This is a genomic window from Streptomyces sp. NPDC040718, assembly GCF_055593565.1.
Genome location: NZ_JBVIXO010000002.1, coordinates 440,965 through 455,775, shown reverse-complemented (window position 1 = coordinate 455,775; position 14,811 = coordinate 440,965). Strand labels below are relative to the sequence as shown.

Below are 14,811 nucleotides of genomic sequence, written 5' to 3'. Positions count from 1 at the left end.
GAGAGGTACCGGACGGGCATGGCGCTCACGCTCTACGTCGACACCGCGCGCTGGCGTGCGCACCAGAAGCAGATCACGGACCAGTTCCCCGGTCTGATCCCGGTCTGCAAGGGCAACGGCTACGGCTTCGGCCACGAGCGGCTGTGCGAGGAGGCGACCCGGATGGGCACCGACATCCTGGCCGTCGGCACCACGTACGAAGCCGCGAGCATCAAGGACCACTTCGGCGGCGACCTGCTCGTCCTCACCCCGTTCCGGCGGGGCGAGGACCCGGTGCCGCTGCCCGACCGTGTGATCCGCTCGGTGGCCTCGGTGGACGGGGTCCGCGGCCTGGTCGGAGCCCGGGTGGTCATCGAGTGCATGAGCTCGATGCGCCGCCACGGCATCTCCGAGCAGGACCTCGGCCTGCTCCAGTCGGCGATCGAGGACGTCCGGCTGGAGGGCTTCGCCCTGCACCTGCCGCTGGACCGCCCCGACGGCTCGGACGCCGTCGAGGAGGTCATCGGCTGGATGGACCGGCTGCGCGCGGCCCGGCTGCCGCTGCACACCATGTTCGTCAGCCACCTGAGGGCCGAGGAGCTGGCGCGGCTCCAGCAGCAGTTCCCGCAGACCCGCTTCCGGGCCCGCATCGGCACCCGCCTGTGGCTGGGCGACCACGACGCCACCCAGTACCGGGGCTCGGTCCTGGACGTCACCCGGGTCGCCAAGGGCGACCGCTTCGGCTACCGCCAGCAGAAGGCCGCCTCCGACGGCTGGCTGGTCGTGGTCGCGGGCGGCACCTCCCACGGCGTGGGCCTGGAGGCCCCCAAGGCCCTCCACGGGATGATGCCGCGCGCCAAGGGCGTCGCCCGGGCCGGTCTGGCCACGGTCAACCGGAACCTGTCGCCCTTCGTCTGGGCGGGCAAGCAGCGCTGGTTCGCCGAGCCGCCGCACATGCAGGTGTCGATCCTGTTCGTGCCCTCGGACGCGACCGAGCCGAAGGTCGGCGACGAGCTGGTGGCCCACCTGCGCCACACCACGACGCAGTTCGACCGGGTGCTCGACTCCTGAGCCGGTCCCCGGTCTCCGGGCCCGCCGGCCCGGTCAGTCCCTGGGGTCCAGGCCCCAGGCGACCCGCTGTCCCTCCGAAGGCGCCGCGTACCGCGGCGCCTTCGCCCTTTCCGAGAGGGTGAAGACGTCCTCGGCGCCGTCCAGGACGCCGCCGGAGGGGTCGTCCGAGCCGTCGCGCCGCACGACGTCGCGCTCGGGCAGCAGGATGTCGCGTACGACGACGGCGCACAGGTACAGCGTGGCCAGCAGGTGGGCGGCGATGGCCAGCTGGTAGCCCTCCACGGGCAGGCCCTGGTGCTTGTCCCCGCTGCTCGTGTAGGCGAGGTAGAACCAGATCCCGAGGAAGTACGCGATCTCGCCCGCCTGCCAGATCAGGAAGTCCCGCCAGCGGGGTCGGGCCAGCGCGGCGAGCGGGACGAGCCACAGCACGTACTGCGGCGAGTACACCTTGTTGGCCAGGATGAACGCGGCGACGACCAGGAAGGCCAGCTGGGCGAAGCGCGGTCGCCTGGGGGCCGTCAGCGTGAGCAGTCCGATGGCGATGCACAGCAGGAGGGTGAGCCCGGTCGCGTACGTGTTGGCTCCTTCGAGGGGGTTTCCGGTGCGCTGGGAGATCAGCAGCCAGACGGAGCCGAAGTCGATGGGGCGTTCCTGGCTGAACTCGTAGAACCGCTTCCAGCCGTCCCAGGCGAAGTACATGACCGGGCCGTTCACCAGGAGCCAGGAGGCGGCCGCGCCGAGGGCCGCGGCGCCGAACGCCCGCCACTTCCCCGCCCGCCAGCAGAGGACGAAGAGCACTCCGAGCAGCAGGACGGGGTAGAGCTTGGCCGCGGTCGCCAGGCCGATGGAGACACCGGCGAGCAGGGGCCGGCCACGGGCCCACATCAGCATCGCGACCGCCGCGAGGGCCACGGCGGGCAGGTCCCAGTTGATGGTGGCGTTGAGGGCGAAGGCCGGTGCGAGGGCGAGGAGCAGGGCGTCCCAGGGCCTGCGGCGGTGGGTGCGGGCGACGCATACGGCGATGACGGCGGCGCAGGCCATCAGCATGCCCGCGTTGACCATCCAGTACATCTGCTCGCGGTGCTGGATGGAGCCGGCGGTGGGCGTCAGCCAGGAGGCGACCTGCATGAAGGCCCCGGTGAGCACCGGGTACTCGAGGTACTTCATGCCGCCGTACTTCGGGTCGGTCGCGATGTCGGGGAACTGGTCGCGGTAGGGCACGAGGCCCTCGGCGAAGCCTCGGGCGGAGTACAGGTGCGGGATGTCGGAGTAGCAGGCGTGGGTGTACTGCGAGCCCGCTCCCCGGAACCAGGCCCAGTCGTAGCAGGGCATCTTCTGCACCATGCCCAGCGCGAACATGCCGAGGGCGACGAGGGCCACGACGCGGACCGGGCTCAGCCAGTGGCCGCCCAGCCGGGCATGGCGTCCGACCGGTCCCCCGATGAACTCGCTGCCGGCGGCGGCGACCTCGTCGTGCTGGGTGGGCGGTACGGGGTGGTCCTCGTGCACCTTGGTCATGGCGCCCATCCTGCCGTACCGCGCCGTGCACGGGGGAGGGCCGCCACACGGTGTGCGACGGCCCTCTCAGGTCCGGTACGGGGGCTGGGTCAGCCGGAGGCGCCCATGATGCTGCCCCAGTTGCTCGATCCGCCGGGGCGGCCGGGGCGGGTGGGCGGGGAGGGCTGTGTGGTGGTGCCGCCGTCGGGGGAGCCGCCGGAGCTCGTTCCTCCGTCGGCTCCCGCGTTCGCGCCGCCGGTGGCCGTCGGGTCGCAGTTCAGGTTCCAGGGCCTCGGCTTGCAGGTCGGCTTGCCGTGGCCGGACGGCGACGGGGACACCGAGGGCGAGGTGCTGGGCGAGGGCGATACCGAGACGGAGGGCGACGGTACGGCCGAGGGGGTGGGCTGGGGGGCGCCGGCCGCGTCGGCGATGACGCCGATGTCGTCGGCCTCCGGGAAGTCCTTGACCGGCCTTCCCTTGAGCGCCTCGCGCATGTACTCGGTCCAGATGACCGCCGGAATGTCACCACCGTGGATGGAGTCGACCCCGCCCACGCGGTTCATGGACATGAGCTCCTTGTTCTTGGAGGTCGGGTCGTTGCGGAAGAGGGTGACCGAGGTGGACAGCTCCGGGGTGTAGCCGACGAACCAGGCCGACTTGTTCTGGTCGGTGGTGCCCGTCTTGCCGGCCGCGGGCCGGCCCAGCTTCTTCGCCTTGGTGCCGGTGCCGTTCTCGACGACGTTGCGCAGCACCTTGGTGACGTTGTCCGCGATGGAGTCGTCCATGGCGCGGGACTCCTTGGGCGGCTCGAAGCCGGGCACGTCCTTGCCGTCCTTGACGACCTTCTTCACGGAGAAGGGCTCCCGGTGGGTGCCGGAGGCGGCGAAGGTCGCGTAGGAGTCGGCCATGCGGATGGCGCTGGGCGTCGAGGTGCCCAGGGCGAAGGAGGCGTTGTTGTTCTTGTCCATCGACTCCTCCAGGATCCCGGTCGACTTCGCGACCTCGCGGACCTTGCTGTGGCCGACGTCGAAGACGAGCTGGGCGAACGGGACGTTGATGGACTTCTCCATCGCCTCGTTGAGGGTCACGTAGCCGTAGGGGTAGTCGCTCTCGTTCTTCTGCCGGAAGGGCGTCCCGTCGTTGGCGAGCAGCGGCTTGCCCTCACGGTTGTTGATCACGGTGAGGTCGTTGGCGTTGTACTTGCTGCCGACCGAGATCCCCGAGCCCTTGGAGTTCTGCGTGCCGTACTGCATGGCGGCCGCGAGGACGTAGGGCTTCCAGGTCGAGCCGACGGGGACGCCGGAGGTGTTGGCGTTGTTGGCGAAGTACTTGTGGTCCCAGCCGGGACCGCCGTACAGGGCCACGATCGCCCCGGACTTCACGTCCACGGAGGCGGCGCCGACCTGTACGAAGGTGTCGTACTGGGGCCGCAGCTTCTCGTCGAGGAGGTCGTTGCGGGTGTCCTCCACCGCCTTGACCAGGGCGTCCACCCTGGGCTTCTCGAAGGTGGTGGTGATCGTGTAGCCGCCGAGCGCCATCTTCTCGGCGGTGATGCCGGTGGTCTTCATGACGTACTGCTTGGCCACCTCGACGAGGTAGCCGGTCTGGCCGGACATCCCGCGGGCCTGCTCGGAGTCCACCCGGGCGGGGAACTCCTTGTACTTGTCCCGCTCGGACTGCGCCATGCGCCCCACGGCGACCTCGCGGTCGAGCACCCAGGCCCAGCGGAGCCGGGCGCGCTTCTCGTTGGCCTCGGGGGTGGCTGCCGTGCCGATGCCGCCGTCCGGGTTGTAGAGGTTCGGGCCCTTGAGCATGGAGGCGAGGAAGGCGCTCTCGGACGGGTTGAGGTCCTTGGCGTCCTTGCCGAAGTAGGCGCGGGCGGCGGCCTGGATGCCGTAGGCGTCCCGGCCGTAGTAGGCGGTGTTCAGGTAACCGGCGAGGACGACGTCCTTCTCCTCGCTGACGCCCAGCTTGATCGCGATGAAGAGCTCGGTGACCTTGCGCTTGAGGGTCTGCTCGGAATCGAGGTACGTGTTCTTGACGTACTGCTGGGTGATGGTCGAACCGCCCTGGGTGGAACCACCGGTGGCCATGTTCACCACGGCCCGCGCGATACCCATCGGGTCGACGCCCTTGTCCGTCTCGAACGACTCGTTCTCGGCCGCGATCACCGCATTCCGCATAGACAGGGGAATCTGGTCGATCGGGACGATCTGCCTGTTCGTGGTGCCGCCGGTGGCGACCATCTGGGTGCCGTCGGCCCACTGGAAGACGTTGTTCTGCGCCTTGGCGGCCTTGTTCGCGTCCGGGGTGCCCACGCTGGCGATGCCGATGCCGGCCCCCGCGAAGATCACGGCGAAGAAGCCCAGGAAGGTACCGCCGACCAGCTTCCAGGACGGCACGAAACGCTGCCAGCCGACCTTGCCGGCGCGCGGGTAGTCGATGAACCGACTACCGCCCTTTTCGCCCTTGCCCCCCCTCCCACCTGCGCGTCCACGGCCGGCCGGGCCCCGCTGGGCCGCCCGGCGGGCATCGGCACGGCTCCCGTGCGCCCCGTGTTCCGCGTACGGTCCGCCGGACGGCGCCGCGGGGACGTCACGGCCGGGTCCGGCACCACGGCCGGGGTGCTGCGGGGCGGCCCTGCGGGACGCGGCGCGGCCGCCGCCCTGGGGCTGCGGCGGTTTACGGCGGTGCTCGCTCATCGAACGACTACTCCTCGGGCAGGCGAGTGGCCTGGAAGCGGCAGGTTATTCCGGTTCCCCCCGGTGGTCCTGCCGCACAGCCTACGCACGGCCAAAACCCGACCAGTGCCGAAGTTCACCCCAAATCAGGCAACTTGCGTCGTACGAATCGGTGATGTGACGCCGGTCACCACGTCACCGCTTGTCGCTTCGAGCAGCCCGTTCTATCGTCTGGATGTATCGAGCCGATACATCAGCTCGACATAAACTCCGAAGCAGAGAGGGGGAGGCGGATGAGCAGGCGCTCCGGCATCCTCGAGTTCGCCGTCCTCGGCCTGCTTCGCGAATCCCCCATGCACGGTTACGAGCTCCGCAAGCGGCTCAACACCTCGCTGGGGGTGTTCAGGGCGTTCAGCTACGGGACTCTCTACCCCTGCCTCAAGACTCTGGTCGCGAACGGCTGGTTGATCGAAGAACCGGGGAACGCCCCGGAAGACGCTCTCGCCGCTTCACTCGCAGGGCGCCGCGCCAAGATCGTCTACCGGTTGACGGCAGCAGGTAAGGAGCACTTCGAAGAGCTTCTCTCCCACACCGGCCCCGACACATGGGAGGACGAGTCCTTCGCCGCCCGCTTCGCCTTCTTCGGTCAGACCGAGCGAGATGTGCGCATGCGGGTACTGGAGGGCCGCCGCAGCCGGCTGGAGGAGCGCTTGGAGAAGATGCGCGCCTCGCTCGCCCGTACACGGGAGCGCCTGGACGACTACACGCTCGAACTGCAGCGGCACGGTATGGAATCCGTCGAGCGTGAAGTGCGCTGGCTCAACGAGCTCATCGAGAGCGAGCGGGCGGGACGGGATCGGCGACGATCCGGACCGCCCGACGAAACTGCAAAGTGAGGCCTGTATCTCGCAGGCCTCGTTTCCGAGAACAAACAGGGAGCAACCGGAATGGGTTCGGTTCGCGTAGCCATCGTCGGCGTGGGCAACTGCGCCGCCTCGCTGGTGCAGGGCGTCGAGTACTACAAGGACGCCGACCCGGCGGCCAAGGTCCCCGGTCTGATGCACGTCCAGTTCGGCGACTACCACGTGGGTGACGTCGAGTTCGTCGCCGCTTTCGACGTCGACGCGAAGAAGGTCGGCCTCGACCTTTCGGACGCCATCGGCGCCAGCGAGAACAACACCATCAAGATCTGCGACGTCCCGAACTCGGGCGTGACCGTCCAGCGCGGCCACACCCTGGACGGTCTGGGCAAGTACTACCGCCAGACCATCGAGGAGTCCGCCGAGGCTCCGGTCGACGTGGTCCAGATCCTCAAGGACCGCCAGGTCGACGTCCTCGTCTGCTACCTCCCGGTCGGTTCCGAAGAGGCGGCGAAGTTCTACGCCCAGTGCGCCATCGACGCCAAGGTCGCCTTCGTCAACGCCCTCCCGGTCTTCATCGCCGGCACCAAGGAGTGGGCCGACAAGTTCACCGAGGCCGGTGTCCCGATCGTCGGCGACGACATCAAGTCCCAGGTCGGCGCCACCATCACGCACCGCGTGATGGCGAAGCTGTTCGAAGACCGCGGTGTCCGTCTCGAGCGCACCATGCAGCTCAACGTCGGCGGCAACATGGACTTCAAGAACATGCTCGAGCGCGACCGCCTCGAGTCGAAGAAGATCTCGAAGACGCAGGCCGTCACCTCGCAGATCCCCGACCGCGAGCTCGGCGAGAAGAACGTCCACATCGGCCCGTCCGACTACGTCGCGTGGCTCGACGACCGCAAGTGGGCCTACGTCCGCCTCGAGGGCCGTGCGTTCGGCGACGTCCCGCTGAACCTCGAGTACAAGCTCGAGGTGTGGGACTCCCCGAACTCCGCCGGTGTCATCATCGACGCCCTGCGCGCCGCGAAGATCGCCAAGGACCGCGGCATCGGCGGCCCGATCCTGTCGGCCTCCAGCTACTTCATGAAGTCCCCGCCGGTCCAGTACTTCGACGACGAGGCCCTCGCCAACGTCGAGAAGTTCATCAAGGGCGAAGTCGAGCGCTAGTCGGCCCAAGGGTCTCCGGACACCTGGTCTTCGACCGTTCTTCCACCGAGGGTCCCCGGACGATGTGTTCGGGGACCCTCGGTGTGTGTGACCCTTGCCCTCATGCCTGTCGTAGGTGATCTGCGCGTACTCCTGCGCCTGAGGGACTTCCGCAACCTGCTCGCCGTGCGGCTGTTCTCACAGGCGGCCGACGGCGTCTACCAGGTCGCCCTCGCCACCTACGTGGTCTTCTCCCCCGAGAAGCAGACCTCACCGGCGGCCATCGCCTCGGCCATGGCGGTCCTGCTGCTCCCCTACTCGGCGATCGGTCCCTTCGCCGGGGTGCTGCTGGACCGGTGGCGCCGGCGCCAGGTCTTCCTCTACGGCAACCTGCTGCGGGCCCTGCTCGCCTGTGTGACCGGCGTGCTGATCGTCGTCCACGTGCCCGACTGGCTCTTCTACGCCTCGGCCCTGTCCGTGACGGCGGTCAACCGCTTCGTCCTCGCCGGGCTCGCCGCGTCCCTGCCCCATGTCGTCCGTGCCGATCAGCTGGTCACGGCGAACGCCCTCTCGCCCACCGCCGGCACGCTCGCGGCGGTCGCCGGAGGAGGGCTGGCCTTCCTCGTCCGGCTGCTGGCCTCGGGGTCCAACGCCCTCGTCGTCCTGCTCGGCGCCGCCCTCTACCTGTGTGCGGCCCTGGTCTCGCTCCGCCTGGCCATCGGGCTCCTGGGGCCCGACCACCGGGGCGGGCCCGACCATCCCTCGCTCGTCGAAGGGATCGCCCTCACGGTCCGGGGCATGGCCGAGGGCCTCAGGCACCTCGCCCACCGCCGGGAGGCCGCGCGGGCGCTGACCGCGATGACCCTGATGCGGTTCTGCTACGGCGCCCTGACCGTGATGCTGCTGATGCTCTGCCGCTACTCCTGGTCGGACAACGAGTCCGACGGGCTGGCCCTGCTGGGGATCGCCGTCGGGGTCTCCGGGGCCGGATTCTTCGCGGCCGCCCTGGTCACCCCCTCGCTGGTGAACCGTCTCGGGCCGCTGGGCTGGATCGTCGTCTGCTCGGCGGTCTCCGCCGTGCTCGTGCCCGCGCTCGGGCTCTTCTTCGCGCCCGGGCCCATGCTCGTCGCCGCCTTCGTCCTCGGCCTCGCCACCCAGGGCGCCAAGATCTCCACCGACACGGTCCTGCAGTCCCGGGTGGAAGACGAGTTCAGGGGCCGGGTCTTCTCCGTCTACGACGTGCTCTTCAACATCGCCTTCGTCGGGGCGGCCGCCGTGGCGTCCCTCATGCTCCCCACCGACGGCCGGTCCGTCGCCCTGCTCGTCGGCGTGGCCCTGCTCTACGCGGCCACGGCCGGCTTCCTGCGGCGCGGCGATGTTTCACGTGAAACATCGCCGCGGTAGATCACACGTCAGACCTGGGGAGCCTGACCCGCCCACCACTCCTTGAGGGCCGCGACGGCCGCCTCACGGTCCATCGGGCCGTTCTCCAGCCGCAGCTCCAACAGGAAGGCGTAGGCCTTGCCCACCACCGGGCCGGGCCCGATCTCCAGGATCTGCTGGATCTCGTTCCCGTTCAGGTCGGGGCGGATCGCGTCCAGCTCCTCCTGCTCCTGGAGCTGCGCGATGCGCTCCTCCAGGCCGTCATAGGTGCGGGAGAGCGCGTTGGCCTTGCGCTTGTTGCGCGTGGTGCAGTCGGACCGGGTCAGCTTGTGCAGCCGGTCCAGCAGCGGGCCGGCGTCGCGCACGTAGCGCCGCACCGCGGAGTCCGTCCACTCCCCGTCGCCGTACCCGTGGAACCGCAGGTGCAGCTCCACCAGCCGGGACACGTCCTTGACCATGTCGTTGGAGTACTTCAGCGCCGTCATGCGCTTCTTGGTCATCTTCGCGCCGACCACCTCGTGGTGGTGGAAGGAGACCCGGCCGTCGCTCTCGAAGCGCCGGGTCCGGGGCTTGCCGATGTCGTGCAGCAGGGCGGCCAGCCGCAGCACCAGGTCCGGGCCGTTCTCCTCCAGGTCGATCGCCTGCTCCAGGACGATCAGCGAGTGGTCGTAGACGTCCTTGTGCCGGTGGTGCTCGTCACGCTCCAGCCGCAGGGCCGGCAGCTCCGGCAGGACCCGGTCGGCGAGACCGGTGTCCACCAGCAGCCCCAGGCCCTTGCGGGGGTGCGCGGACAGCAGCAGCTTGTTCAGCTCGCCCTGCACGCGCTCGGCCGAGACGATCTCGATCCGGTCGGACATCGCCTTCATCGCCGACACGACCTCGGGCGCGACCTCGAAGTCCAGCTGCGCGGCGAACCGGGCTGCCCGCAGCATGCGCAGCGGATCGTCGGAGAAGGAGTCCTCCGGGGTGCCGGGAGTCCGCAGCACGCCGGCCGCCAGGTCCTCCAGGCCGCCGTGGGGGTCGACGAACTCCTGCTCCGGGAGTGCCAGGGCCATGGCGTTGACGGTGAAGTCCCGTCGGACCAGGTCCTCCTCGATGGAGTCGCCGTAGGAGACCTCGGGCTTGCGCGAGGTGCGGTCGTACGCCTCGGAGCGGTACGTCGTCACCTCGATCTGGAACCCGTCGCGCTGCGCCCCGACGGTGCCGAAGGCGATGCCGACGTCCCAGAGCGAGTCCGCCCAGGGCCGCATGATCTTCAGTACGGCCTCGGGGCGCGCATCGGTGGTGAAGTCGAGGTCGTTGCCGAGACGCCCGAGCAGCGCGTCGCGGACGGACCCGCCGACCAGGGCGAGGCGGAATCCCGCCTCCTGGAACCGGCGGCCGAGCTCGTCGGCGACAGGAGCGACCCGCAGCAGTTCACTGACCGCGCGGCGCTGCACCTGACTCAGGGCACTGGGGTTGTCTTCGTTGGCGTTCGGCACAACAGAAAAGGGTACGTGGCCCGCCCGGCGCGGGCTCCCCCGTTTCACCGCCGCTCCCGCCACCGGCGACTCCGAAGCGGAACCGATCGTGTGGAGCAAGGCGCGGCACTCGCACACAGCGCACCTCGTTACCATGCGTGGACGCAGAACCGACGACCACTGACACTTCGAGGGACGGGCGAACGCGTGGCCGAGGCGGCAGACATCCAGGGGACGGCCCCCGTCCCTGCCCGGCGCCGTTGGCTGCGGCGGGCAGTCGTCCTGCTCAGCGGGACGCCGGTGCTGGCCGCTCTGATCTACGCCCCCGCCCCGGCCGCGCACGCGGCCGATTCCGCGGTCGACGTCCAGCTGACCGAGGTGTCACCGAGCGCTCCGGTCAAGAGCGACACCCTCACGATCTCCGGCACCGTGGTCAACAACGGCTCGGAGACGATCAAGAACGCCCACGTGGGGCTGCGGGTCGGGCCCAGGCTGGGGGACCGGTCGGCGATCGGCGAGGTGTCGGACCGCAAGGGCTTCCGGCCCGGAGTGGACCCGGGGGAGATCGACCAGGCCTTCGCCGTGAAGATCGACTCGCTGACCTCCAAGGTCGGCCAGCAGTTCACGATCAAGGTGCCGGTGAACAAGCTGGACCTGGGTGCGGACGGGGTCTACCAGCTCGGCGTCTCTCTGTCGGGGTCGACCGACAGCCGTCCGCACGAACAGGTCCTGGGGATCCAGCGGACCTTCCTGCCCTGGCAGCCGGACCCGGCCGCCAAGCGCTCCTCGCTGACCTACGTGTGGCCGCTGATCTCCACCACCCACATCACGGCGGAGACCGGCTCGGACGAGCTCCAGACCCCCGTCTTCCTCGACGACTCCCTCTCGGACGAGCTGCGGTCGGGCGGCCGCCTGGAGCGGATGGTCGCGCTCGGCAAGGACCTGCCGGTGACCTGGGTCATCGACCCCGACCTGCTCACCGCGGTCGACGCCATGACCAAGGGCTACCGCGTCCGCAGTCCCGACCCGGACGGCAAGCCCGTACAGGGCAGGAACAAGGCCGTCGCCGAGCAGTGGCTGAGCGCCCTGGAGAGCGCCGTACAGGGCAAGAAGGTCGTCGCGCTGCCCTTCGCCGACCCCGACATCGCCTCCCTCGCCCACCACGGCAAGGACGTCTCCGGCACCCTGGGCCAGCTGCGGCCCGCCACCGACAAGGCGAAGCAGGCCGTGGAGACGGTGCTGCACGTCCCGGCGTCCACCGACTTCTCCTGGCCGGTGGACGGCGCCATCGACCCCTCGATCGTCAACGTCGCCACCTCGGCCGGTGCCCACAACGTCCTGGCCCGCAGCGACAGCCTCCAGGAGACCGGCGCGCTCGGCTACACCCCGACGGCCGCCCGTCCCATCGGCGCGGGTACCACCGCCGTAGTGGCCGACGCGGACCTCTCCACCGCCTTCGAGGGCGACATGGCCGCCGCCGGGAACTCCACGCTCGCCGTGCAGCGCTTCCTGGCCCACAGCCTCGCCCTGAACCTGCAGAACAGCGACGAGCCGCGCAGCTACGTGGTGACGCCCCAGCGCCGGCCGACCGCCAGCCAGGCGGATTCGATGGCCATCGCCCTGCGCGGGCTCCAGGCGGCCCGCTGGACCCAGCCCTCCGACCTGGAGGCGGCGGCCGCGGCGAAGCCCGACCCCGGCGCCGCGACCCAGGTGCCGGGCGCCGGCCAGTACCCGGAGGCACTGGCCAAGCAGGAGCTCCCGGTGACCGCCTTCGAGAAGATCCGGACCACGCAGAGCACCCTCGACCACTTCAAGGTCATCCTGTCGGCGCCGGACCGCGTCGAGATCCCCTTCGGCAACACCACCAACCGGGAGATGTCGACCTCCTGGCGGGGCCGCCCCGAGGAGGCCGCCGCCTACCGCGACCAGGTCCAGGCCTACCTGATCGGGCTGACCGACAAGGTCAAGGTCGTCCCCAAGTCCGACGCCACCCTGTCCGGCCACAGCGCGACGATTCCCGTCAGCGTCCAGAACAGCCTCGTCCAGGACGTCCACAACCTCGTGCTGCGGGTGAAGTCCGCCAACCCCACCCGTCTGATGTTCGGCGACAGCGGTGAAGCGGAACAGGAAGTCACCGTTCAGGGCGGTCACAGCCAGACGGTAAAGTTCACCGCCAACGCCACCGCGAGTGGTCCGGTCGAGGTCAGCGTACGTCTGTACACCAAGGACGGCGTGCCGTACGGCAAGGAACGCAAGTTCACGGTCGAGGCCACCGAGATCACTCCCACCGTCATGCTCGTCATCGCCGGCGGTGTGCTCCTCCTCGTTCTGGCGGGCATCAAGATGTACGCCAGCCGCAAGCGCGTGGCCGCGCGAGCGGCCGCGGAGGAGAGCACGCAGCCGAGTGACGAGTCCACGGACACCGGACCGCAAAGCACCGAGGGGTCCGGCACGAGTGAGACAGTGGACCGTTGAGCGATGCCGTGGCCGTTCGGCCTGGGGACGATGAGGTGGGGTTGCGATGAACGCGCCGTACAACGGTGACCGCGCGCAGGGCACTGGCGGGCCCATGCCCTCCCAGGGCACTGCCCCGGGCGCTCCGGTGCCCGGACAGGTTCCGGCGCCCGCGCCCGCACAGGACCACGACCCGTACGTCCAGGACGCCTACGACTACGACCCCTACCGGTCGCAGGACCTGTCGGCCCAGGACCCGGTGACCGAGGCCCTCTACGACCGGGCATCGCACCCCCCGCCGCCACCGGGCACCTATCAGGAGGCCGGTCCGCTCTACGCGGCCCCCCAGACGCCCTCGCACGGCCCCGATCCGCGCGTCTGGGCCCAGACCCCGCCACCGGAGCCGGACGGCCCCTCCCGCCACCTGCCCTACGGCGACCACGCGGCGACGACGCAGTTCGTCGGGGTGGACTCGCTGGTGACCAGGGCGTCCGAGGAAGAGCCCGAGCCCGACGCCTTCACGCACCTCTACCGCGACCAGCAGGCCGCCCCCGGCGTCCCCGGCCCGGCCGCCGAGGACGCCCCGGTCGCTGCCCCGGCACCGGCCAAGCCCGCCGGCAAGGCCGCGAGCCTGATGAAGTCGAGCGCCCTGATGGCGGCCGGCACGATCGTCTCCCGCATCACCGGCTTCGCGCGCACCCTGGTCATCGCCGGCGCCATCGGCGTCGCGTCCCTCAACGACTCCTACCAGGTCGCCAACACCCTGCCGACGATGATCTACGTCCTCGTCGGCGGCGGCGCCCTCAACGCGGTCTTCATCCCCCAGCTCGTCCGGGCCATGAAGAACGACGACGACGGCGGCGAGGCCTACGCCAACCGCCTGCTGACCCTCGTGGTGGTCCTGCTGGGCGCGGTCACCACCATCTGCGTGTTCGCGGCACCTCTGTTCATCGGCATGATGTCCCAGAAGATCGCCGACAACCCGGAGCGCATGGACGTGGCGGTGGCCTTCGCGCACTACTGCCTGCCCACCATGTTCTTCATGGGCGTGCACGTGGTCCTCGGTCAGATCCTGAACGCCCGCGGCAGGTTCGGCGCGATGATGTGGACCCCGGTCCTCAACAACATCGTGGTCATCGCCACCTTCGGCACCTTCATCTGGGCCTTCGGCGGCTTCACCGCCACCGGCGTCTCCGAGGCCACGATCACGTCCGAAGGCGTCCGCCTGCTGGGCATCGGCACCCTGCTCGGCCTCGTCGTCCAGTCCCTGGCGATGCTGCCCTACCTTCGCGACGCCGGCTTCAAGATGCGGCTGCGCTTCGACTGGAAGGGCCACGGCCTCGGCAAGGCCGCCGGACTGGCCAAGTGGACGTTCTTCTTCGTCCTCGCCAACCAGCTCGGCCTGGTCGTCGTGACCCAGCTCGCCACCTGGGCCGGTGAGCTCGCAGACAAGCAGGGCCACGGCGGTACCGGTATCACCGGCTACAACTACGCCCTGCTGCTCTGGCAGATGCCGCAGGCCATCATCACCGTCTCCGTCATGACGGCCGTCCTGCCCCGCATTTCGCGCTCGGCCCACGACGGCGACGCCGCCGCCGTCCGCGACGACATCTCCTACGGCCTGCGCACCTCGGCCGTCGCGATCGTCCCCTGCGCCTTCGCCTTCCTCGCGCTGGGCGTGCCGATGTCGACGCTGCTCTACGCCAGCACCGGTGCCGACGACGCCACCAACATCGGCTTCATCCTGATGGCCTTCGGTCTCGGCCTGATCCCGTACTCGGTCCAGTACGTGGTCCTGCGCGGGTTCTACGCCTACGAGGACACCCGGACCCCCTTCTACAACACGGTCATCGTGGCCGCCGTCAACGCCGGCGTCTCCGCCCTGGCCTTCTTCGTCCTCCCGGCCCGCTGGGCCGTCGTCGGCATGGCGGCCGCCTACGGCCTCGGCTACGCCGTCGGTGTCGGCGTGGCCTGGCGCCGCCTGAAGGCCCGCCTCGGCGGGGACCTCGACGGCGCCCACGTGATGCGCACCTACACCCGCCTGATCGGCGCGTGCGTCCCGGCGGCCGTCGTGGCGGGCGCCGCCGCCTACGGGGTCACCCGGCTGCTGGGGAACGGAGCCCTTGGTTCCCTCGCCGCCCTGGTCGCGGGCCTCATCGCCCTCGGCGCCGTGTTCCTGCTCGCTGCCAAGCGGATGCGGATCGAAGAGCTCAACTCCATGGTCGGAATGGTTCGCGGACGTCTGGGGCGCTGATGCGCACAACCGTCACCCCCCTT

At 69.9% G+C, this 14,811-nt stretch carries 9 protein-coding genes; 6 read left to right on the top strand and 3 right to left on the bottom strand.

The annotated features are described in order from the left end of the window. Positions 1-18 precede the first annotated feature (18 nt). Positions 19-1,050 carry an alanine racemase gene (locus ACZ597_RS07520; protein ID WP_471326215.1) on the top strand — a complete coding sequence of 344 codons (1,032 nt, stop codon included), beginning with the start codon at positions 19-21 and terminating at the stop codon, positions 1,048-1,050. 33 nt (positions 1,051-1,083) lie between these two features. Here ACZ597_RS07520 and ACZ597_RS07515 read toward each other — a convergent pair whose 3' ends face one another. Beyond that, positions 1,084-2,568: a glycosyltransferase family 87 protein gene (locus ACZ597_RS07515; RefSeq protein WP_471326212.1), complete on the bottom strand. Its 1,485-nt coding sequence runs from the start codon at positions 2,566-2,568 to the stop codon at positions 1,084-1,086. Positions 2,569-2,657: 89 nt separating this feature from the next. Continuing rightward, a complete protein-coding gene (locus ACZ597_RS07510; RefSeq protein WP_471326209.1) occupies positions 2,658-5,249 on the bottom strand; it encodes a transglycosylase domain-containing protein in 2,592 nt (863 codons plus the stop codon). Positions 5,250-5,521: 272 nt separating this feature from the next. Here ACZ597_RS07510 and ACZ597_RS07505 point away from each other — a divergent pair, with 272 nt between their 5' ends. From ACZ597_RS07505 to ACZ597_RS07495, 3 genes are all read left to right on the top strand, one after another. Continuing rightward, on the top strand, positions 5,522-6,124 hold the full coding sequence (locus ACZ597_RS07505) for a PadR family transcriptional regulator (RefSeq protein ID WP_249766869.1): 603 nt from the start codon (positions 5,522-5,524) through the stop codon (positions 6,122-6,124). A gap of 51 nt (positions 6,125-6,175) precedes the next feature. After that, positions 6,176-7,258 (top strand): inositol-3-phosphate synthase, encoded by a 1,083-nt coding sequence (locus tag ACZ597_RS07500; protein WP_471326206.1) that lies wholly within the window; start codon positions 6,176-6,178, stop codon positions 7,256-7,258. Between the two features lie 102 nt (positions 7,259-7,360). Beyond that, entirely contained in the window at positions 7,361-8,641 is a 1,281-nt protein-coding gene (locus ACZ597_RS07495; RefSeq protein WP_471326203.1) for an MFS transporter, read from the top strand. A gap of 8 nt (positions 8,642-8,649) precedes the next feature. Here ACZ597_RS07495 and ACZ597_RS07490 read toward each other — a convergent pair whose 3' ends face one another. Next, a complete protein-coding gene (locus ACZ597_RS07490; protein ID WP_471326200.1) occupies positions 8,650-10,101 on the bottom strand; it encodes a CCA tRNA nucleotidyltransferase in 1,452 nt (483 codons plus the stop codon). A 186-nt stretch (positions 10,102-10,287) separates the two neighbouring features. Between ACZ597_RS07490 and ACZ597_RS07485 the strand changes: the two genes are divergently transcribed. Both ACZ597_RS07485 and murJ read left to right on the top strand, forming a co-directional pair. Beyond that, positions 10,288-12,555, top strand: a complete 2,268-nt coding sequence (locus ACZ597_RS07485; protein ID WP_471326197.1) for a DUF6049 family protein — start codon at positions 10,288-10,290, stop codon at positions 12,553-12,555. 46 nt (positions 12,556-12,601) lie between these two features. Further along, entirely contained in the window at positions 12,602-14,788 is a 2,187-nt protein-coding gene (gene murJ / locus ACZ597_RS07480; RefSeq protein ID WP_471326194.1) for a murein biosynthesis integral membrane protein MurJ, read from the top strand. Positions 14,789-14,811 lie beyond the last annotated feature (23 nt).

What these genes read in the sequence shown, in the direction of transcription:
- murJ (WP_471326194.1), top strand. Translation starts at nt 12,602, where the DNA reads ATGAACGCGCCGTACAACGGTGACCGCGCGCAGGGCACTGGCGGGCCC.
- ACZ597_RS07500 (WP_471326206.1), top strand. Translation starts at nt 6,176, where the DNA reads ATGGGTTCGGTTCGCGTAGCCATCGTCGGCGTGGGCAACTGCGCCGCC.
- ACZ597_RS07495 (WP_471326203.1), top strand. Translation starts at nt 7,361, where the DNA reads ATGCCTGTCGTAGGTGATCTGCGCGTACTCCTGCGCCTGAGGGACTTC.
- ACZ597_RS07515 (WP_471326212.1), bottom strand. Translation starts at nt 2,568, where the DNA reads ATGACCAAGGTGCACGAGGACCACCCCGTACCGCCCACCCAGCACGAC.
- ACZ597_RS07505 (WP_249766869.1), top strand. Translation starts at nt 5,522, where the DNA reads ATGAGCAGGCGCTCCGGCATCCTCGAGTTCGCCGTCCTCGGCCTGCTT.
- ACZ597_RS07510 (WP_471326209.1), bottom strand. Translation starts at nt 5,249, where the DNA reads ATGAGCGAGCACCGCCGTAAACCGCCGCAGCCCCAGGGCGGCGGCCGC.
- ACZ597_RS07520 (WP_471326215.1), top strand. Translation starts at nt 19, where the DNA reads ATGGCGCTCACGCTCTACGTCGACACCGCGCGCTGGCGTGCGCACCAG.